17 protein-coding genes and 3 pseudogenes are annotated in these 19,063 nt (G+C 42.6%); 9 read left to right on the top strand and 11 right to left on the bottom strand.

Going from position 1 to position 19,063, the window contains the following annotated elements; translation table 11 throughout:
- The first annotated feature begins 328 nt into the window (after nt 1-328).
- Nucleotides 329-2,239 carry an iron uptake porin gene (locus tag TOL9009_RS0105295; protein WP_029631649.1) on the top strand — a complete coding sequence of 637 codons (1,911 nt, stop codon included), beginning with the start codon at nt 329-331 and terminating at the stop codon, nt 2,237-2,239.
- Nucleotides 2,240-2,270: 31 nt separating this feature from the next.
- Here the strand turns inward: TOL9009_RS0105295 and hisIE are convergent, their stop codons facing one another.
- Nucleotides 2,271-2,909 carry a bifunctional phosphoribosyl-AMP cyclohydrolase/phosphoribosyl-ATP diphosphatase HisIE gene (gene hisIE / locus TOL9009_RS0105290; protein ID WP_029631647.1) on the bottom strand — a complete coding sequence of 213 codons (639 nt, stop codon included), beginning with the start codon at nt 2,907-2,909 and terminating at the stop codon, nt 2,271-2,273.
- Nucleotides 2,910-3,012: 103 nt separating this feature from the next.
- Nucleotides 3,013-3,201: a ChaB family protein gene (locus TOL9009_RS0105285; RefSeq protein WP_029631646.1), complete on the bottom strand. Its 189-nt coding sequence runs from the start codon at nt 3,199-3,201 to the stop codon at nt 3,013-3,015.
- Nucleotides 3,202-3,303: 102 nt separating this feature from the next.
- Between TOL9009_RS0105285 and hemL the strand changes: the two genes are divergently transcribed.
- Nucleotides 3,304-4,602 (top strand): glutamate-1-semialdehyde 2,1-aminomutase, encoded by a 1,299-nt coding sequence (gene hemL, locus TOL9009_RS0105280; protein WP_029631644.1) that lies wholly within the window; start codon nt 3,304-3,306, stop codon nt 4,600-4,602.
- 82 nt (nt 4,603-4,684) lie between these two features.
- On the opposite strand, the gene TOL9009_RS43085 is transcribed toward hemL, so the two are convergent.
- The gene (locus TOL9009_RS43085; protein ID WP_072022099.1) at nt 4,685-4,846 is read right to left on the bottom strand and encodes a metallothionein; all 162 of its coding nucleotides are present in this window, start codon (nt 4,844-4,846) and stop codon (nt 4,685-4,687) included.
- A 657-nt stretch (nt 4,847-5,503) separates the two neighbouring features.
- On the opposite strand from TOL9009_RS43085, the gene TOL9009_RS0105275 reads away from it, so the two are divergent.
- The gene (locus TOL9009_RS0105275) at nt 5,504-7,123 is read left to right on the top strand and encodes a serine/threonine-protein kinase (RefSeq protein ID WP_029631642.1); all 1,620 of its coding nucleotides are present in this window, start codon (nt 5,504-5,506) and stop codon (nt 7,121-7,123) included.
- Between the two features lie 144 nt (nt 7,124-7,267).
- Here TOL9009_RS0105275 and TOL9009_RS50455 read toward each other — a convergent pair whose 3' ends face one another.
- Nucleotides 7,268-7,351 (bottom strand): DUF6888 family protein, encoded by an 84-nt coding sequence (locus TOL9009_RS50455; protein ID WP_398344917.1) that lies wholly within the window; start codon nt 7,349-7,351, stop codon nt 7,268-7,270.
- 163 nt (nt 7,352-7,514) lie between these two features.
- On the opposite strand from TOL9009_RS50455, the gene TOL9009_RS38220 reads away from it, so the two are divergent.
- Both TOL9009_RS38220 and TOL9009_RS0105265 read left to right on the top strand, forming a co-directional pair.
- On the top strand, nt 7,515-9,311 hold the full coding sequence (locus TOL9009_RS38220; RefSeq protein ID WP_038296174.1) for a serine/threonine-protein kinase: 1,797 nt from the start codon (nt 7,515-7,517) through the stop codon (nt 9,309-9,311).
- Between the two features lie 286 nt (nt 9,312-9,597).
- A complete protein-coding gene (locus TOL9009_RS0105265; RefSeq protein ID WP_029631641.1) occupies nt 9,598-9,828 on the top strand; it encodes an addiction module protein in 231 nt (76 codons plus the stop codon).
- Between the two features lie 35 nt (nt 9,829-9,863).
- Here the strand turns inward: TOL9009_RS0105265 and TOL9009_RS50450 are convergent, their stop codons facing one another.
- The gene (locus TOL9009_RS50450) at nt 9,864-10,064 is read right to left on the bottom strand and encodes a DUF6887 family protein (RefSeq protein WP_398344916.1); all 201 of its coding nucleotides are present in this window, start codon (nt 10,062-10,064) and stop codon (nt 9,864-9,866) included.
- A gap of 215 nt (nt 10,065-10,279) precedes the next feature.
- On the opposite strand from TOL9009_RS50450, the gene TOL9009_RS0105255 reads away from it, so the two are divergent.
- Both TOL9009_RS0105255 and TOL9009_RS0105250 read left to right on the top strand, forming a co-directional pair.
- A complete protein-coding gene (locus tag TOL9009_RS0105255; protein ID WP_029631640.1) occupies nt 10,280-11,179 on the top strand; it encodes an Rpn family recombination-promoting nuclease/putative transposase in 900 nt (299 codons plus the stop codon).
- 73 nt (nt 11,180-11,252) lie between these two features.
- A pseudogene (locus tag TOL9009_RS0105250) lies at nt 11,253-11,522 on the top strand (DUF2887 domain-containing protein); the annotation flags it as partial.
- A 347-nt stretch (nt 11,523-11,869) separates the two neighbouring features.
- Here the strand turns inward: TOL9009_RS0105250 and TOL9009_RS0105240 are convergent.
- The 5 genes and pseudogenes from TOL9009_RS0105240 to TOL9009_RS50445 form a co-directional block, all read right to left on the bottom strand.
- Nucleotides 11,870-12,346 carry a hypothetical protein gene (locus tag TOL9009_RS0105240; protein ID WP_029631634.1) on the bottom strand — a complete coding sequence of 159 codons (477 nt, stop codon included), beginning with the start codon at nt 12,344-12,346 and terminating at the stop codon, nt 11,870-11,872.
- A gap of 285 nt (nt 12,347-12,631) precedes the next feature.
- Nucleotides 12,632-12,802: pseudogene (locus TOL9009_RS49020) on the bottom strand (type II toxin-antitoxin system HicA family toxin).
- Between the two features lie 25 nt (nt 12,803-12,827).
- Nucleotides 12,828-15,077 (bottom strand): annotated as a pseudogene (locus TOL9009_RS38210) (HEAT repeat domain-containing protein); the annotation flags it as partial.
- Nucleotides 15,078-15,227: 150 nt separating this feature from the next.
- Nucleotides 15,228-15,458, bottom strand: a complete 231-nt coding sequence (locus tag TOL9009_RS38205) for a DUF6887 family protein (protein ID WP_029631633.1) — start codon at nt 15,456-15,458, stop codon at nt 15,228-15,230.
- A complete protein-coding gene (locus TOL9009_RS50445) occupies nt 15,448-15,537 on the bottom strand; it encodes a DUF6888 family protein (RefSeq protein ID WP_398344915.1) in 90 nt (29 codons plus the stop codon). The genes TOL9009_RS38205 and TOL9009_RS50445 overlap by 11 nt, the downstream gene beginning before the upstream one ends.
- Nucleotides 15,538-15,930: 393 nt before the next feature.
- Here TOL9009_RS50445 and serA point away from each other — a divergent pair, with 393 nt between their 5' ends.
- Complete coding sequence (gene serA, locus TOL9009_RS0105225) at nt 15,931-17,511, top strand: phosphoglycerate dehydrogenase (protein WP_029631632.1); 1,581 nt, start codon at nt 15,931-15,933, stop codon at nt 17,509-17,511.
- Here serA and TOL9009_RS46905 read toward each other — a convergent pair.
- Nucleotides 17,506-17,679 carry a hypothetical protein gene (locus TOL9009_RS46905; RefSeq protein WP_186227703.1) on the bottom strand — a complete coding sequence of 58 codons (174 nt, stop codon included), beginning with the start codon at nt 17,677-17,679 and terminating at the stop codon, nt 17,506-17,508. The two genes, serA and TOL9009_RS46905, sit on opposite strands and share 6 nt — an antisense overlap.
- Nucleotides 17,680-17,701: 22 nt before the next feature.
- Here TOL9009_RS46905 and prmA point away from each other — a divergent pair, with 22 nt between their 5' ends.
- Nucleotides 17,702-18,622 (top strand): 50S ribosomal protein L11 methyltransferase, encoded by a 921-nt coding sequence (gene prmA / locus TOL9009_RS0105215; RefSeq protein WP_029631631.1) that lies wholly within the window; start codon nt 17,702-17,704, stop codon nt 18,620-18,622.
- The last annotated feature ends 441 nt before the right edge of the window (nt 18,623-19,063 follow it).

The raw sequence follows: 19,063 nt of genomic DNA, 5'->3' as shown, positions 1-19,063 counted from the left end.
TAACATAAGTGCCTTCTGCCCTCGAACTTCTGCCTTTCTTGTAAAATTTACAATTAGTACTTAGTAGTTGAACACGAGTGGAGTATATAACAATCATAAAAATTATCAATGATTGTTTGTGTTAATTGTTGGCAAAAATAGTATTTACTATAATTAATGGTTTGAGTGGGAACTATAGAGTGTAAGTAATATTAACTAAATAAAGTTTGTTTTTATCAAAATAAATTCACTTATTTAAGTGTGAATTTTCAGTTTCAATGGATGCCTTAAAGCTCAATTAAGCATTGAGTCTAAATTTTGCTTTTCAATTTAAATGTGAGGAGTTACCGTGAAAGTAAATCTGCTAGCTTCTGCTGGGGGAGTAAGTTTTCTATACTTACTCGCTCAAATCTTACCTGTGCAAGCGATGCCTAATTTTGAAGAAACAGCATCTGACACTCAGGCTCTAAACTATTCTAAAAACATAGTAGTTTTTAGTAGTAATATCTTTGATGAAACAAGTATCTTCATTAATGATAAAATTGAATCACTACCTATATTAAATCAAAACGAGGAAACTACTGATTTAGCAGTAGCTGCTTCTAGTTTTTTTACGCAAACAGTCTTAAAAAATCCAAATTCTCGTTCATATTCACAAATAATAGCAGCAGAAAACCAGGAACAGGTAACATCTGTATCGCAACTCTCTGATGTGAAGCCTACTGATTGGGCTTTTGCAGCATTGCAATCTTTAGTAGAGCGCTACGGTTGTATTGCAGGATATCCAAATGGCACTTATCGAGGCAATCGTGCGATGACTCGTTATGAATTTGCCGCTGGTTTAAATGCGTGTTTGGAGCGAGTTAACGAACTAATTGCCACCGCAACTGCCGATTTGGTAAAAAAAGAAGATTTAGCCACCTTGCAAAGACTGCGAGAAGAATTTTCTGCTGAATTAGCGACATTACGGGGTCGAGTAGACGCTTTAGAAGCTAACACCGCTAAACTGGAGGCGAATCAGTTTTCCACAACTACTAAACTCAATGGTGAAGCAATTATATCAGTAATTGGTGCCACAGGAGGCGCACAAGATCGAAACGATCCGAATATCGTTTTGGTAAATCGAGTGCGGTTGAATCTCAATACCAGTTTTACAGGTAAAGACTTACTAATTACTGGGTTGCAATCTCACAATTTCTTAGGCGGTGTCGATGGTCGTGGTAGCATTCAAGAAAGTTTAGGATTAGCTTCACCCCTACTCACTGCTAGTAGCGCTCGTACAAGCTTTGAACCTCAATTTCCTGGACTAGACGTCAAAACCTTATCGAACGTCAGCGCCAACAGTATTCAGCTTTACAAACTACTTTACATCTTTCCCGTCGCCGATAAATTAACTTTGTTTGCCGGCACTGCTGCGGAAGTATCCGACGCTTTCCCTCCCATCACTCCTTTTTATGGTGAAGGACAAGAATCAATTTCTCGCTTTGCCGGCTTAAATCCTGTAGTGCGCGTTTCTGGGGGTACTTCAGGTACTGGTTTAGCATCAGCCGCAGGCTTTATTTTTAGCATCTCCAAGCAACTCGATTTGAGAGCATTGTATGGCAGTGTAAACGCAAACCTTCCGAGTTCATCTCCCGACATACTTCCAGGAGTTTCTAACACACCATTGGGTGCCGGCGTATTTAGCGGTAGTAGCGTTGTTGCCGCACAATTAACATTTAGACCAACCAGTTCCATAGATATTGGTCTGAACTATGCCAATAGTTATCACGAGATAAACATCTTAGGTACAGGATTAGTTAGGGACGATATTGGTTCTTTAGCTGGAGTTCCTTTGGGAATACCCGTCAAACTCAACTCTGTTGGTGGTACAGCCACCTGGAGATTTTCTCCCAAAGTCGCTTTATCTGGGTATGGTGCAGCGCTATTTGTTGACGATTCTTCCGGTAGGGTTGATGCTTCCACCACCTTCACCAGTTGGATGGTAGGACTTCACTTCAACGATCTTTTCAATAAAGGTAATAATGCAGGTCTGATTTTTGGTCAGCCCCTTTACCGCACCGATGCAAGTGGAGACGCCAGACTTGCACCTGTTGGTGCAAACAGAGCAGTTCCCTACCATTTAGAAGCATACTACCGCTTGCGCCTAACTGACAACATCAGCATCACCCCAGGTGCCTTTGTCCTATTTAATCCCGAAAGCGACAGCCGCAACGAAACAACAACCTTAGGTGTACTTCGTACCACTTTCACCTTCTAACTTTGTCCTCTGCGTAAGAGTGCGGTTCGTTCTATTTCCTTCTCTCCTGCAACTTCCGATAAACCGCCTTCAAATCAACATGATGATGAGCCAAAGCGACCAAAGTATGATATATCAAATCAGCAACTTCACCAGCGATCGCATTTGGTTCATCATCCTTACACGCCATCACCACCTCAGCAGATTCCTCGCCAATCTTTTTCAAAATCTTATTATCACCGCCAGCAAACAACTTACAAGTGTAAGAACTTTCACTTGGATGATCACGGCGATCGCATATCACCTGAAACAATTGTGACAACGTATCGGCTGGTGGTGCAGTAATTGTCCCATCTATTTGATGAAAACAACTCCGCTCTCCTGTATGACAGGCAATATCTCCTAACTGCTCAACCCCAATTAATAGAGCATCACTATCACAGTCATAACGGATACTTCGTACCTTTTGCAGATGTCCCGAAGTCGCTCCTTTGTGCCACAAATTTTCACGGGATCGACTCCAAAACCAAGTTTCCCCAGTTTCTAAAGTTTTCTGCAACGACTCTCGATTCATCCATGCCATCATCAAAACAGTACCATCCAGATAATCCTGGACAATTGCCGGTACTAAACCCTTGTCATCGTAGCGAATTTTCTCAACAGGGACTGAATGTGAATCAATCGAAAACATACCAGCTGCTGCAAATAAATGCAAAAATAACTTCTTGATTTACGATACCATTGTGGATGAAGCAGCTGGGGTAATTTTTTCAATTCAACTCTGTTACTTCATCTTAAACAAGAACATTCTTGTTCATGGCAGACTGCATTTTTACAGCACTTAAAGCCACTTTATGAGCCTTTGTGGCTTCGCCATACCAGTGTAGAGCCGAGTTGAAAGCTGCCCGGTAAAGATCCTGATATGGCTCAGATAATCGAGTGCGAATATCTGAAGGCAAATCTTGATTCGATTTATATAACATATTGTTATCCTGGTTCAGGTAATTTACTAATATAGAAGTTCTAAACAGTTATTACGCCTATCCTAAGATAGAGCTTTTTGTTTCCACTGTTAGGAGAAAACCTTGGTAAATACCACAATTAAAACTACAAAATCACAAGAAATCTTCGCGGCGGCTCAAAATTTAATGCCGGGAGGTGTAAGTTCTCCCGTCCGCGCTTTCAAATCCGTGGGTGGACAACCAATTGTGTTTGATCGCGTTAAAGGCGCTTACATTTGGGATGTCGATGGCAATCAGTATATCGACTATGTAGGCACTTGGGGACCAGCAATTTGCGGTCACGCTCATCCAGAAGTCATTGCCGCGCTGCATGAAGCCTTAGAAAAAGGCACAAGCTTCGGTGCCCCCTCAGTACTAGAAAATGTACTGGCAGAGATGGTAATTGCTGCCGTCCCCAGCATCGAAATGGTAAGATTTGTTAACTCCGGCACAGAAGCTTGTATGTCAGTGTTGCGGTTGATGCGGGCTTTTACTGGACGCGACAAAATCATCAAGTTTGAAGGCTGCTACCACGGTCATGCTGATATGTTCTTGGTGAAAGCAGGTTCAGGTGTTGCTACACTCGGCTTACCCGACTCCCCAGGAGTGCCGAAATCGACAACTGCCAACACTCTAAACGCGCCTTACAATGACTTAGAAGCCGTCAAAGCTTTGTTTGAAGAGAACCGCGATGAAATTGCGGGTGTCATTCTTGAGCCAGTCGTCGGCAATGCTGGATTTATTACTCCCGATGCAGGCTTCTTGGAAGGGTTACGAGAGCTTACCCACCAGCATAAGGCATTATTGGTGTTTGACGAGGTAATGACGGGCTTCCGTATTGCTTACGGTGGCGCTCAAGAGAAGTTTAGTATCACCCCGGATTTGACCACTTTGGGCAAAATCATCGGCGGTGGTTTGCCAGTTGGAGCTTACGGAGGTCGCCAGGATATCATGTCAATGGTTGCCCCCGCAGGTCCGATGTACCAAGCCGGGACGCTTTCTGGTAATCCTTTGGCGATGACTGCTGGCATTAAGACACTGGAATTGCTGCAAAAACCGGGAAATTACGAGTATCTTGACCAAATTACCAACAAGCTAGCTTCCGGGTTGCTGCAAATTGCGACTGAAACTGGTCACGCGGCTTGCGGTGGACAAATTAGCGGCATGTTCGGCTTATTCTTTACCGACGGACCAGTCCATAACTATGAAGATGCGAAAAAGTCGGATACAGCCAAATTTGGACGCTTCCATCGCGGTATGTTAGAGCGGGGTATTTACTTAGCACCGTCTCAATTTGAGGCTGGATTTACCTCGTTTGCTCACACCGAGGAAGATATTGAGCAGACTTTGAAAGCCGCACGCGATGTGATGTCTAGTTTGTAAGTTAGGTATTGGGGCATGGGGCATGGGGCATTGGGCAAAATTCCTCTCCCCTGCTCCCCAGTCCCTAGCCCCCAGTCCCTTTTTAACAGCCGCAACCATTGTGACCGCAGCCTTTCATGGTTTTGTGACCTTCAGCGCAAGCTTCAGAGCAATAAGATTTATCGTCCTTTTTAATCGAATCCTCGATGTGAACGACACACAGGCAAGAAGGACAAGCACATTTCATTTGGGTTACAGTTGCCATAAATTTTCCTCTGAATACTTAAATTAATATAACACATGAACATGTGTTCATGTATGTGTTAATATAATTTAACGGGTCGCGCTCTTGTTTCCCCGTCGGGGAGGAATGGCGCTCCGGGACTATGAGTCTGGGGACTAGGGACGCAAACGCGAGTTTTCTTTAAAACTCGTGTGTGGGTTCCAATCCCCTTCCAAGTAACGAAAGTGTCCCCAGTCCCTAATCCCCAGACTCATAGTCCCTTTTTCAATCTTACTGAAGCGATAAATTGATTTTGAGGTTCATTCGCCAGAAAAAATTGTCTTGTGTATTTTTGCCTTGATAAAAAATTCTGTAAAAATAAAATATTTTATTTAATTTGTAAAACTACTTATGTAATTTTCTTAATTAATACTAAAGATAAATCTTAATTCACGTAGATAAAGTTTTGAAGTCAGAATTATTCGGGTTTAAACCAAACTGAGAAAGTAGCCGTAAGTTTGAGTATAGTAGATTTTAGTGGGTTTATGATTGCTTTACGTAAGCTAGTGGCTAACTTTAGCAACTCTTCAAAGGATTTCCCGCAAAAATGACCTGGTAAAAGTAGATTTTTGTTTAAATAATGAAAAGAGAGTTTATTTAATGCTTCCCGTAATTATTCGTGCAGCGAGTTAACAGTGCATGAGCTACTGCTTAAATCCAATCTGTCTCAATCCAGAAAATTTGGCATACAGCCAAAGGTGTCAGTCTTGTGGCTCGCTTTTGCGGTTGCGCGATCGCTATCGGGTGCTCAAACCATTAGGTCAAGGTGGTTTTGGTGCAACCTTTCTAGCCCAAGATGAAGTCTTACCAGGTGAACCAAGTTGTGTAATCAAGCAACTACGTCCTTCAGCAACCGCACCACACATTTTGCAAATGGCGCGGGAACTGTTTGAGCGAGAAGCGAGAACCCTAGGCAAAATTGGCAATCATCCCCAAGTACCTAGGTTGCTAGACTATTTTGAAGATCATGAACAATTCTACTTAGTGCAGGAATACATCAGTGGCGCTACCCTTCAGCAGGAGGTGAAACGCGACGGAGTTTTGAGCGAAGCCGGAGTCAAGCAATTCTTGAGCGAGATGCTGCCATTGCTACAATACATCCACGAGCGAAAGGTGATTCACCGCGATATCAAGCCAGCCAACTTGATTCGCCGCGATCAAGATGTCAGATTAGTTCTGATTGACTTTGGAGCCGTCAAAAACCAAGTCAGTCAAGTTACAAACCAATCCGAGCAAACAGCATTAACTGCATACGCAATTGGCACTCCTGGTTTTGCCCCTCCAGAGCAAATGGCTATGCGTCCAGTTTACGCTAGTGATATTTACGCGCTGGGAGTAACATCCATTTATCTGCTGACTGGCAAATCTCCTAGAGATTTGGACTACAATCCCACAACCGGGGAAATGATGTGGGAAAAGCTTGTACAAGTAAGCGCTCACTTAACACAAGTGCTGCGAAAAATGCTCGAAGTCTCAGTACGCAATCGCTATCAGTCAGCGGAAGAAGTACTCAGAGCACTAGAGATGGAACCGTACCTGGAGAGTTTGGCACAAAGTATGGTTGCTCAATCTTCTGTAAGCGTGAAAGAGCGAACTTCTCTAACACGTAACCACTTGGAAGATTCTGGTGTATATTCCAGCAATCCTTCTAGCACTCCTTCTAGTGCAGGGGTTCAGGAGTTAGCAGCAGCAATTCGTGCAAGACGAGCCAAAGCCGCAGAAGGAGCAGCTTCACAAACACCAGGAATACGCCAAGGAGTCAACACTACAAAATCAACTACTTTGGCAAGCAGCAATAGTACTTCGCATCAAAATAGTAAACTTACTCGTAAATTAGATACTCAAAGTTTATTAACGGCTTATGTTAAAGGAAGACGAGATTTTGCCCAACACAATTTGAATCTACTGAATTTGCAAGGAGCAGACTTATCGGGAACGAATTTCCATTCCTCTCAATTGGAGAAAACCAACCTCCAAGGAGCTAATCTCCACAACAGTGACTTTGGCAGAAGCTCTCTTAACCGTGCCAATCTCAGGGACGCCAATTTGAGTAAGGCTTACTTTAATCATGCGGATTTAGAAGCAGCAGATTTGCGAGGTGCAGACCTTAGCTATGCTTATCTTAATAATGCCAATCTCCGAGGTGCTAATTTGTGTGGTGCTAATTTAACTGGTGCGAAAATTTCTGACGAGCAGCTGGCACAAGCTAAGACTAATTGGATGACTGTACGTCCTAATGGGAAACGAGGCTTATTATAATTTTAGATTTTAGATTTGAGGTGAAAGCAATCCAAAATCGGAAATTTAAAATTGAAAATAATTTAAGATATCATGACAGGTTTATAACTTGCAATTGTATTGACGTTCCGGCGGAACGTCTCTACGACGGTTGTGATATTTTTATTATAGTTCGATGTTGCGATCGCCATTAGACAGCATCTGGCAGACACACACACAGGCTAAGGCTTGTTCGTTGGTTGGGTTGATTGTCTGTTCCTCAATTGTGACATAGATAATATAAACCTAGATGGCGACTGGCTTGCAACCTGCTTGCTGCGAATAATTTAATTTATCTACTATTTTGCGATTTATCTGAGGAATAGCTTGTAGTTAGGCGATAATAATTACATTTGCTAATAAAAGCACAGTCATGACTTGCTGCCTAAATCCAGCTTGCCACAACCCACCCCATTCTGAGTCCACAACGTTTTGCTCTAACTGCCGATTTCCTTTGATGGTGCTGAGAAATCGCTATCGCCCAATTCAATTACTAGGAAGTGGGGGATTTGGGAAAACCTATTTAGCAGAAGATTTAGACAAGCTGAATGAATATTGTGTTATCAAGCAATTTGCGCCGCGAATACAGGGAACTGCGGCAATAAACAAAGCCACAGAACTATTTGAGCAAGAAGCAAGGCGACTGCAACAACTAGGAGAACATCCGCAGATTCCCACGCTGTTGGCGTACTTTGAAGAAGAAAATAATCTGTATTTAGTGCAGCAGTTTATCAACGGGCAGAATTTATTAGCTGAATTAAAACAACAGGGAACTTTCAACGAAGAAAAAATCTGGGAAGTTTTGCTTGATTTATTAAATATCCTGAAAACGGTTCATCAGCACAAAGTTATTCACCGCGATATCAAACCAGAAAATATCATTCGTCGCAGCACTGACGGCAAGTTAGTCTTGATAGATTTTGGAATTTCCAAGCAACTCACCATAACAGTTATCAATAACCCAGGAACAATAATTGGTTCCCGTGGTTATGCGCCATTAGAACAAATGCAGGATGGTAAAGCTTATCCAGCAAGTGATTTATATAGTGTTGGTGCAACTTGCTTTCACTTACTGAGTGGAATTCACCCTTGGATAATGTCGGAGCAACAAGGTTATGGGTGGGTTTCTTCTTGGCGGCAGCATTTGCAACAACCACAAAGCAGCGAATTGCAGAAGATTCTTGATAAGTTACTGCAAAAAGATTATCAGCAACGTTACCAATCTGCTGAGGAAGTTTTACAGGATTTTACACCGTTACCATCACCTTCACCAGTACACCCAACTGAGGCAGTAGTTGTAACTCAACCACCATCATCATTCCCTGCGACATTACCCCATCAGCCTCAAACTGGAAAATCACCAGCACCAGTAAAGCCAAAAGTAGCGCTACAAAAGCCATCTAGACAAAATACTAATTGGAGAACAAGATTCTTGGTAGGTGCTGCTATTACAATAGTTGGAACTCAAATATATGGCCATGTTCGCTATGGCTTATTTCCAACTAATCCGATATCTGTAATCGCTAGCATACCAAGCGGAGTTTTATTACAAAGAACCCTCACAGGATATTCTGGCTGGATTAGTTCCGTCGCCATCAGCCCAGATGGTAAAACCCTTGCCAGTGGTAGTACTGACAACACCATCAAACTGTGGAATCTCGCCACCGGAAAGCAAATCCGCACCCTCACTGAGCATTCTGGCTGGGTTTATTCCTTCGCCATTAGCCCAGATGGCAAAAACCTTGCTAGTGGTAGTGATAACAACACCATCAAACTGTGGAATCTCGCAACTGGAGAACAAATTCGCACTCTCGGTCGGCATTCTGACTATGTTCTTTCCGTCGCCATCAGCCCAGATGGCAATACCCTTGCCAGTACTAGTCGTGACAATACCATCAAATTCTGGAATCTGGCAACCGGAAAAGAAATCCGCACTCTCACTGGGCATTCTGGCTATGTTAATTCCGTCGCCATCAGCCCAAATGGCAAAACCCTTGCTAGTGGTAGTGATGACACCACCATCAAACTGTGGAATCTGGCAACCGGAGAAGAAATCCGCACTCTCACTGGGCATTCTAATAAGGTTATGTCCGTCGCTATCAGCCTAGATAGCAAAACCCTTGTCAGTGGTAGTTGGGACAAGACCATCAAAATTTGGCGGCTAAAGTAGTGAGTGCTGCGATCGCAGTTTTGAGTATTTAGCTGAAAACATAAAAAATAAGTAAAATTTACCAACAACACAGCATGATTAATCCTGATTATTCTCTGTCTGGACTCTTTGAGCGATGGAGAAGTACTAGCAAGTGATTAATCAAGATTATCTCGATCTATGCCAAGCGATATCAAATGACAAGCCGCTACGCGTCTACGCAATTTTTCTGCATACCAATTCGTAATCGAGAAAAATTAACTTAAACTAAAATCAAGATGACTTGCTCTTAAATCTGGAAAAAACTATGGTTAATACTTATGACGAGATTTTCAATACTGCATTGTCCTTACCTCCAGGGTTAAGAGCAATGCTGGCTGAACATTTATTTAAAAGTCTGGATGCTGAAAATCAAGCAGAAATAGATGCTATTTGGGCAGAAGAAGCAGAGAAAAGATTTCAAGCTGTTGAACAAAGCGAAGTTAATTTAATTCCTGGTGAACAAGTATTGCGAGAGCTACGTTCTAGGAGTAAGTAATGGCTTATAATTTTCATCCTGATGCCAAACAGGAATTAGATGATGCTGTTGCTTACTATGACAATATCAGCCGCGACATGGGAGACGCATTTATTGCCGAAGTTGAACGCACTCTCAATCGTATTGAACAGTTCCCACAAGCATGGACTCAATCTAGGATGATGAAACAGCGATCGCATAGCTTCCATATCATCGCGGTGTTCTAATACATATTTTCTTAATTCTGGTACGCTCATCTGTTCAAAGTTCAGTTTCATCTACAAACCTTAGTAATGAGTGCTGATTTAGCAGTTTTGAGTGCGATTCGCTTTCCCATCAACTACCTTTGATCTGGATCTATGCCAAGCGATCGCAACCTTAATTATAGCGATTAACTCTGATTATTCTTTTCTTGCTGGACTCTTTGAATGATAAAATTGCTACAGTTTTAAACTGTGCTACAACATCGAGAGTGAAAACTGACAGTATATTTTATCGCCTATTTCAAGAATTCCCCAGCATCTTCTTTGAACTAATTGGCAACCCTCCCGAAACCGCCAACATCTATCAATTTGCTTCAGTTGAAATCAAGCAAACAGCCTTTAGAATTGATGGTGTATTTCTTCCTATCCAAGACGAAAAAAGCCCGATTTATTTTGTCGAAGTCCAATTTCAACCAGACTCAGATATTTACTTGCGTCTGGTATCAGAGATTTCTTTATACTTACGCCAAAATAAACGTAAAAATCCTTGGCGAGGAGTGGTGATTTATCCTACTAGGAATACTGATACAGGTGATAAAGAAGATTTCTTAGAATTCTTTCATAGCCAGCGTATTAGTATAATTTATTTAGATGAATTAGGCGAAGCTGCATCACTACCGCTAGGCATTGCTACGATAAAATTAGTAATTGAAGAGGAAGATACAGCAATTATCACCGCTAGGGAATTAATCAACCGTACTCAGCAAGCAGTAGATTGGCAACTGCCACAAAAACAATTACTAGAATTAATAGAGACAATCTTAGTTTATAAGTTTCCTAACATGAGTCGAGAGGAGATAGAAGCAATGTTTGGATTAAGTGAATTGAAGCAAACGCGAGTTTATCAAGAAGCTAAAGAAGAAGGTAAACAAGAAGGTAAACAAGAAGGTAAACAAGAAGGTAAGCGAGAAGGTAGAGAAGAAGGTAAACGAGAAGGTAAACGAGAAGGTAAACGAGAAGGTAAACAAGAAGGTCGCTTTGAGGCAAAATTAGAAGCTGTACCTAAGCTTTTAGCACTGGGTTTAACTCCCGAACAGATAGCACAGGCTTTAGATTTAGATGTAGCACAAGTCCAGCAAGTAGCAGAGCAAACACCCCCAAATGAATAGTAAGTTAATGCTGTTTTTAAAGCTAATTTCAGTAATATTAAGGCATAGGTAGGGAATTGAGCAATGACAATTGAAACAATTACTAGAATTAATAGAGACAATCTTAGTTTATAAATTGCCTAACATAAGTCGAGAGGAGATAGAAGCAATGTTTGGATTAAGTGAATTGAAGCAAACGCGAGTTTATCAAGAAGGTAAACAAGAAGGTCGCTTTGAGGCAAAATTAGAAGCTGTACCTAAGTTTTTAGCACTGGGTTTAACTCCCGAACAGATAGCACAGGCTTTAGATTTAGATGTTGTACAAGTCCAGCAAGTAGCAGAGCAAACACCTCTAAATCAATAGACTGATTATAGAGGTGGGGAAAAGAAAAAGTGCGATCGCCTGCGAAAATACATACATTATCGGTATTCTCAGTAAAACACAATAGCTCAATGAAGGCGATCGCAATTCCAAATAACTGATTAATGGAGTTCAAAGACTCTTTAATGGAGTTCCAAGACTCATTAATGGAGTTCAAAGACTCTTTAATGAAGTTCAAAGACTCTTTAATGGAGTTCAAAGACTCTTTAATAGAGTTCAAAGACTCTTTAATGAAGCTCCAAGACTCTTTAATGGAGTTCCAAGACTCTTTAATGGAGTTCCAAGACTCTTTAATGGAGTTCCAAGACTCTTTAATGAGTATTAATTTATCAAGAACCTGATGCAGCTTTAGCAGTTCTACCTCTAATAGCTTTAAAGCGTTCACCTAACTGTTCGGCAATAGTTTTCAAGCCTGGAGTCTTCTTTGCAGCAGTCTTTACGTAGTCATAAACAGTCAAACTGCTGCTCATGGCATCACTACCGACTGCTAATAGCGTATCATCTACTTGTTCGGTGAGTTGCCGCATTGAGGTTAAAAGTTCGGTGAGTGTGGTGGTTAATTGATAATCTCGCACCAATTCCTCAATAGCAAAACTTGGGGGGAGAATGTCGCGGTTAGATTGAGCAGCGGCAACGCTATTATTGACAAAGGCTAGGCTTTTATCACCCATTTTTACTAACTTGCGTCGTTCTTCGGTAGTTAGGGTAATCAAAAAGGGCAGCTTTTTCTGGACTGTCTGTAGTGCTGTTTTAATTTCTTGGATGTCTTCTGGGGAAATGCTGGCGTTGATATTTTGATAAGCCATCGTATAATTACCTGAGTGAGTTTCTTGCCGTAGTAGCAATGTTTACTATATTTATGATTCCCACAAAGTCATGCGATCGCACATTTTATTTAAAGAAAGCTTTTTATTATCTCTTTTACTTCGTAGTGAGCGGTTCACCGCTCATAACCAAGATTAAGGGCTGAAGCCCTTACTACTAAGAAGCGCACATTTTATTTAAAGAAAGCTCAATGTAGGGTGTGTTGTCGCGCAGGGCAACGCACCGTCAAGAATTCAAGGTGCGATCTTCCTACGGCATAACACACCCTACAAACTAGCTAAATACAGTTTGGCATCACTACCATCTTTGCCAGCGATGATAATAGCTTTAGGCAATTGTGGATGTATCTATTTGCTATGGCTACCTTTTCCAGGTTTACAAATAAACCCTGCTTGCAGCAACAAGCTTTTGAGTTCTCTGATTTTCAAAGGGCATATACTCAGCTTACATTCTCACATCCCATTATTTTGCCTCTTCTAACTCCTTCAACTTATTCTGTGCAAACTCCCGCACTTTCTCATCTGGGTCATTCTCTGCTTTGTCGCGCAATAGTGGTAAAATCTGGAGATGATCGGGATATTGCTCGATAATTACTAAGAGTGCAATTTGCTGAGGGTTGTCTTCAAACTTGTATTTACGCTTAAAAGGATGATTGACAGCGCAGTTGTAAAATAATTCAAACATCCCAGGCTGATCTTTAAAGTTGCTGGCTAACGCTTTAACTGCTGCACCTCGGACTTCCTCATGATTATCAGCCGTAGCGCGGTCTTTAAGCAATCGGAGAGTATCGGGGTCATCTTTAAACTTCCTGGCTAATCCTAGCAGTGCTGCACGTCGCACATACCAATGATTATCAGCAGTAGCGCGGTCTTTAAGCAATCGGAGAGTATCGGGGTCATCTTTAAACTTCCTGGCTAATACTTCAACTGCTAGACATCGTGCATCCTCATGATTATCAGCCGTAGCGCGGTCTTTTAGCCAGGGGAGAGTGTCGGGGTCATCTTTGAAGTTGCGGACTAATGCTGCGACTGCTGCACATCGTACATCCTCATGATTATCAGCCGTAACGCGGTCTTTGAGCCAAGGGAGAGTGTCGGGGTCATCTTTGAAGTTGCTGGCTAATGCTTCAACTGCGACATATCGCACACCCGAATCATTATCAGCCGTAGCGCGGTCTTTTAGCCAAGGGAGAGTGTCGGGGTCATCTTTAAAGTTGCTGACTAATGCTGCGACTGCTGCACCTCGCACATACTCATGATTATCAGCCGTAACGCGGTCTTTGAGCCAAGGGAGAGTGTCGGGGTCATCTTTGAAGTTGCTGACTAATGCTAGCAGTGCTGCACCTCGCACATACTCATGATTATCAGCCGTAACGCGGTCTTTGAGCCAAGGGAGAGTGTCGGGGTCATCTTTGAAGTTGCTGACTAATGCTAGCAGTGCTGCACCTCGCACACCCAAATCATTATCAGCCGTAGCGCGGTCTTTGAGCCAAGGGAGAGTGTCGGGGTCATCTTTGAAGTTGCTAGCTAATGCTGCGACTGCTGCATATTGCACAGCCGAATAATTATCAGCCGTAGCGCGGTCTTTCAACAATCGGAGGGTGTCGGGATCATCTTTGAAGTTGCTGACTAATGCTAGCAGTGCTGCATATCGCACACTCGAATAATTATCAGCCGTAGCGCGGTCTTTCAACAATCGGAGGGTGTCGGGATCATCTATGAAGTTGCTGACTAATGCTAGCAGTGCTAAATATCGCACAGACTCATAATTATCAGCGATCGCGCGGTCTTTCAGCCAGGGGAGAGTGTCGGGGTCATCTTTGAAGTTGCTGACTAATACTAGCAGTGCTAAATATTGCACATCCTTATGATTATCAGCCGTAACGCGGTCTTTCAGCCAAGTTTTGGTGTCAGGGTCATCTTTAAAATTGCTGACTAATGCTTTAACTGCTGCACCTCGCACATACTCATGATTATCAGCGGTAGCGCGGTCTTTCAGCCAGGGGAGAGTGTCGGGGTCATCTTTGAAGTTGCTAGCTAATGTTTCAACTACTGCACCTCGCACATACCGATGACCCTTAGCGGTAGCGCGGTCTTTTAGGCAGGGGAGGATATCGGGGTCATCTTTAAAGTTGCTGGCTAATGCTACCAGTGCTGTACATTGCACATTGCAATTATAATCAGCCTTAGCTCGGTCTTTTAGCCAAGTTTTGGTGTCGGGGTCATCTTTAAAGTTGCTGGCTAATGCTACCAGTGCTGCACTTCGCACACCCGAATCATTATCACACGTAGCGCGGTCTTTGAGCAGCTTAAGTAACTTATCAGCGGTTGAAGCAATTACCGAACGGTTTCTCACTTCTGCTAAACACTGAACCGCTAAAGACAAAATGATGAAATCTTCCCCTTCACCATATAACTTTATTAAGTACTCAATAATCTCACCTGCAAACTTAGGCTCAATTATTCCTACAATTAGCTCTAACACCTCATGCCAAGTTTCATCTTGCCAGTGTTTACCAAAAACTTCTGTCTTCAGTTCCTCAATAGCCAGCTTTTCCCTCTCCTTAAACTGCAAGACAAACTCCCAAGCACAGAAATATTCTAAAAACGTCTGATGCACAAAGGCATAATAATCTGCACCCAAGAAACGTAACATAAAGTTGCGAGTCCGCAGTTGATTAATCATCATTGCAGCTTGTCTCTGTTTATCAACTATCATGCTGGTGTCTGTTGAGATTTTGACTACAAGTATATAGACCAGCTTAATGAATGTTTCGGAATTCAGGGTTGATGATAAAAATGTCTCACGCAAGCAAAGACGCAAAAGAAGAAGGTAGAGTTAGAAGTTTTGCTGAAGGTATAGTTAAGTCTGATTGTTTTTTGGCTGGATGCGTTGGGCGATCGCTTCTTCAATTATCCGCTTATTTTCTTCTATCGGTGTACCATCTTCAGTAAACATCGACGGGTATATAATTGCTTCAGAGTCAGGAGTCCGACGACTAAATAGAACTTCTAGCGCTTCTACATCTTCCCGATGAGCAAGCACATACGCTCTCAATTCTTTTGTAGACATTTGTCCAAAATTAGGTTCCATTTACAAATCTCCAAATTCCATCCCGAAATACAAGGATTTGCAGCTCGTCACCTGCTAAAATAAACACATTCCCAGTTATCTAAAACGGAATAACTCGATTTCACGGTAGAAGTTGGACAAGTACTGGCAAATGAAGTGCGATCGCTTCCTCAATTCTCTACTAGAGGTCTACCATCTTCAGTAAACATCGACGGATATATCGCACAAAACTAAGAAATGTTTATAAATATATAGATATTAGATATAGGATTTGGCGCTATTAATCGTTTATACTCACCCACAGATAACTGCAAATCGGTAATCATCTATAGGAGGCAGCATCACACCATCCTTCACATAATCTCATCCCATCATCACTACTAGGTCAGGGCTTGCTCGAAGTCAAACGAATAATTTTTGCCCAATGGTAACGCATAAATATTAAACTTATAAGTCTTGTGCAGCGATATCTCTAGCTATAAAATCAGCAATCATGTCTAAGGTTCTTGTCTCCGATCCAATTGACCAAGCTGGGATTGACATTCTCTCCCAAGTTGCCACTGTCGATGTTAAAACAAATCTCAAGCCAGCGGAACTAATAGAAATCATTGGTGAATATGATGCGCTGATGATTCGTTCTGGCACTCAAGTTACTAAAGAAATCATTGAAGCCGGCACTCAATTAAAAATTATCGGTCGTGCTGGCGTCGGTGTCGATAATGTCGATGTTCCCGCAGCCACGCGCCAAGGTATAGTCGTTGTTAACTCTCCTGAGGGTAACACGATCGCCGCCGCCGAACACGCCCTAGCGATGATGTTATCTTTATCTCGCTACATCCCCGATGCCAATGCTTCAGTCAAACGCAATGAGTGGGATCGCAAAACTTTTGTTGGGGCAGAAGTATACAAAAAAACTCTCGGTATTGTGGGCTTAGGCAAAATCGGTTCTCATGTAGCCGCTGTAGCCAGAGCAATGGGAATGAGATTGTTAGCTTTTGACCCTTTCATCTCCACAGAACGAGCCGAGCAAATAGGCTGTCAATTAGTAGATTTGGATCTTCTATTGCAGCAAGCAGATTATATCACCTTACACATCCCCAAAACTCCCGAAACCACCCATTTAATCAACGCCGAGAGATTGGCAAAGATGAAACCCAATGCCCGAATTATCAACTGCGCTCGTGGTGGGATCATTGATGAAGACGCTTTAGCCGTAGCCCTGAAAGAAGGTAAAATAGCAGGGGCAGCTTTGGACGTTTACGAGTCTGAACCCCTGGGAGAATCTCAGTTGCGAGCCATCGGTAAAGAAATTATCCTCACCCCACACTTAGGTGCATCCACCAGCGAAGCACAAGTAAATGTGGCAATCGATGTTGCCGAACAAATTCGCGATGTTCTTTTAGGACTACCAGCGCGTTCAGCGGTAAATATTCCCGGACTTAATCCCGATGTCTTGGAAGAACTTAAACCTTACATGCAGCTAGCAGAAACCTTAGGTAGACTAGTCGGACAGCTAGCCGGCGGACGTGTAGAATTACTTAATGTGCGGTTACAAGGCGAACTCGCAACAAACAAAAGTCAGCCTTTAGTTGTCGCTGCCCTCAAAGGACTACTTTACCAAGCTCTACGCGAACGTGTAAACTACGTTAACGCCACTATCGAAGCAAAAGAACGCGGAATTCGCGTCATTGAAACGCGGGATGCTTCAGTTAAAGACTATGCCGGTTCGCTACATCTCGAAGCTACAGGTACTTTGGGTACTCATTCTGTAACTGGCGCTTTGTTAGGTGACGGAGAAATCTACCTGACCAATATTGATGGCTTCCCGATTAGCGTCCCCCCCAGCCAATACATGGTATTCACCTTACACCGTGACATGCCGGGAATTATAGGTAAACTCGGTTCCCTACTCGGCAGTTTTAATGTCAATATTGCCAGTATGCAAGTAGGTAGAAAAATCGTTCGTGGTGATGCTGTGATGGCACTCAGCATTGATGACCCCTTACCCGATGGCATTTTGACGGAAATCATCAAAGTGCCGGGAATTAGGGATGCGTACACAGTAACATTATAAAGGCAAAAGTAAAAAGTTAAAAGTAACAAGAAAACCTCTTTCTTTTACCTTTTGCCCTTCGGGTTCGCCACTTGCTTTATGCCGGGAAACCCGTCCACCCTTCGGGTTCAGCAGTCCCCCATCGACGGGAACCGCCAAGACGGGGGCTGCTTCACCGCAGTGGCTCACCTTTTTACTTTTTACTTTCTTTATGGCAAATACCTGGTGGGAACTACAAATTCTGTGCGAACCAGACCTAGAAGAATCTATCTTTTGGCGTTTGGAAAGTTTCGGCTGTCGTGGTACAGCGAGTGAAACAAAAGAAAATTCTTGTTTAGTGCGGGGATATTTGCCACAATTTCAAGCGCAGTTACTAGATTTAGCTGCATTGTCATTATGGCTGCGTCAAGATGCTTTGTGTGTGGGATTGTCTGTACCGACTTTGCATTGGCAGATAATTGATGAAGAAGATTGGTCAACTAGTTGGAAACAACATTGGCAACCTCAAGAAATAGGCGATCGCTTTCTCATCAATCCCGCTTGGCTACCTTTACCAATTTCAGGCGATCGGCTGGTAATTAAGTTAGACCCAGGTGTTGCTTTTGGCACAGGTGCCCATGCCACAACTCAGTTGTGTTTAGAATCATTAGAAATGCGTTTTGCTCAAGTACCGCCATCTTTCGCAGATGTAAACGCGCAAAAAAATGATGTGGTAATTGCAGATATTGGCTGCGGTTCTGGTATCCTTTCGATTGGGGCATTGCTTCTGGGAGCAAAAAAAGCTTATGCCGTAGATACTGACCCTTTGGCAGTACAATCAACTAACAGCAATTGCATCCTCAACGATATTAATGCAGAAAAGATCGTAACAGCACAGGGAAGCGTAGATGTTTTGGCGAAACTGCTAGAAAAGCCTGTTGATGGAATCGTCTGCAATATTTTGGCTGATGTGATTATCGAATTAGTACCGCAAATGAGTGCGATCGCGCTTCCCACCACTTGGGCTATCTTCAGTGGTATTCTATTGGAGCAATCGAAATCTGTGGCTGATGCCTTAGAAAAAAACGGTTGGGTAGTTGCTACCTTGTGGCGTCGTCAAGAATGGTGTTGCTTAAATGTGAGGCGATCGTAAGTTAAAAGGTACAGAATATTGAATTAACCGCACCATTAATATTATTTGTAGCGATCGCCTAAAAGTGCGTGACACCAAATTTGATTTATTTCGTTGCGCTTCATGTCTGAACCTGAGTTGTACATAGCCAAACAATCGAATTCAACAGCATCCTCTGAAGGCGGAAATTATGAAGTACAAAATACCAGCCCAAAATAGAGCGAGGTTTAGCAATGCTCGAACAAATGCATAAGCAGTAATTTCCGTTTGGATAAAAGGGTTCATGAAAAAAGCGGTGCGTTCGTGTTGAAGTTATTTAAAAAAGCTTTAAACTTTTTTTCTTAATATGACAAGAGTGTAGGGGTTTGAAGCCCCCTCATAAAGCAGGGCTGTTTCATTCGACAAGGTACGTATTTTGTCAATATGATTGGCGATAAATATCAGGGCAAAAGTCATGAATTG

The organism is [Scytonema hofmanni] UTEX 2349, assembly GCF_000582685.1.
In the GTDB taxonomy this organism is placed as follows: domain Bacteria; phylum Cyanobacteriota; class Cyanobacteriia; order Cyanobacteriales; family Nostocaceae; genus Hassallia; species Hassallia hofmanni.
This window is presented reverse-complemented; position numbering and strand designations above follow the sequence as displayed.

Coding starts and splice junctions, on each gene's coding strand:
- prmA (WP_029631631.1), top strand. CDS start 17,702: ATGGCAAATACCTGGTGGGAACTACAAATTCTGTGCGAACCAGACCTA.
- serA (WP_029631632.1), top strand. CDS start 15,931: ATGTCTAAGGTTCTTGTCTCCGATCCAATTGACCAAGCTGGGATTGAC.
- TOL9009_RS50450 (WP_398344916.1), bottom strand. CDS start 10,064: ATGAGCGTACCAGAATTAAGAAAATATGTATTAGAACACCGCGATGAT.
- TOL9009_RS43085 (WP_072022099.1), bottom strand. CDS start 4,846: ATGGCAACTGTAACCCAAATGAAATGTGCTTGTCCTTCTTGCCTGTGT.
- TOL9009_RS0105275 (WP_029631642.1), top strand. CDS start 5,504: ATGAGCTACTGCTTAAATCCAATCTGTCTCAATCCAGAAAATTTGGCA.
- TOL9009_RS0105285 (WP_029631646.1), bottom strand. CDS start 3,201: ATGTTATATAAATCGAATCAAGATTTGCCTTCAGATATTCGCACTCGA.
- TOL9009_RS38220 (WP_038296174.1), top strand. CDS start 7,515: ATGACTTGCTGCCTAAATCCAGCTTGCCACAACCCACCCCATTCTGAG.
- TOL9009_RS0105240 (WP_029631634.1), bottom strand. CDS start 12,346: ATGGCTTATCAAAATATCAACGCCAGCATTTCCCCAGAAGACATCCAA.
- TOL9009_RS38205 (WP_029631633.1), bottom strand. CDS start 15,458: ATGGAACCTAATTTTGGACAAATGTCTACAAAAGAATTGAGAGCGTAT.
- hisIE (WP_029631647.1), bottom strand. CDS start 2,909: ATGTTTTCGATTGATTCACATTCAGTCCCTGTTGAGAAAATTCGCTAC.
- TOL9009_RS0105265 (WP_029631641.1), top strand. CDS start 9,598: ATGGTTAATACTTATGACGAGATTTTCAATACTGCATTGTCCTTACCT.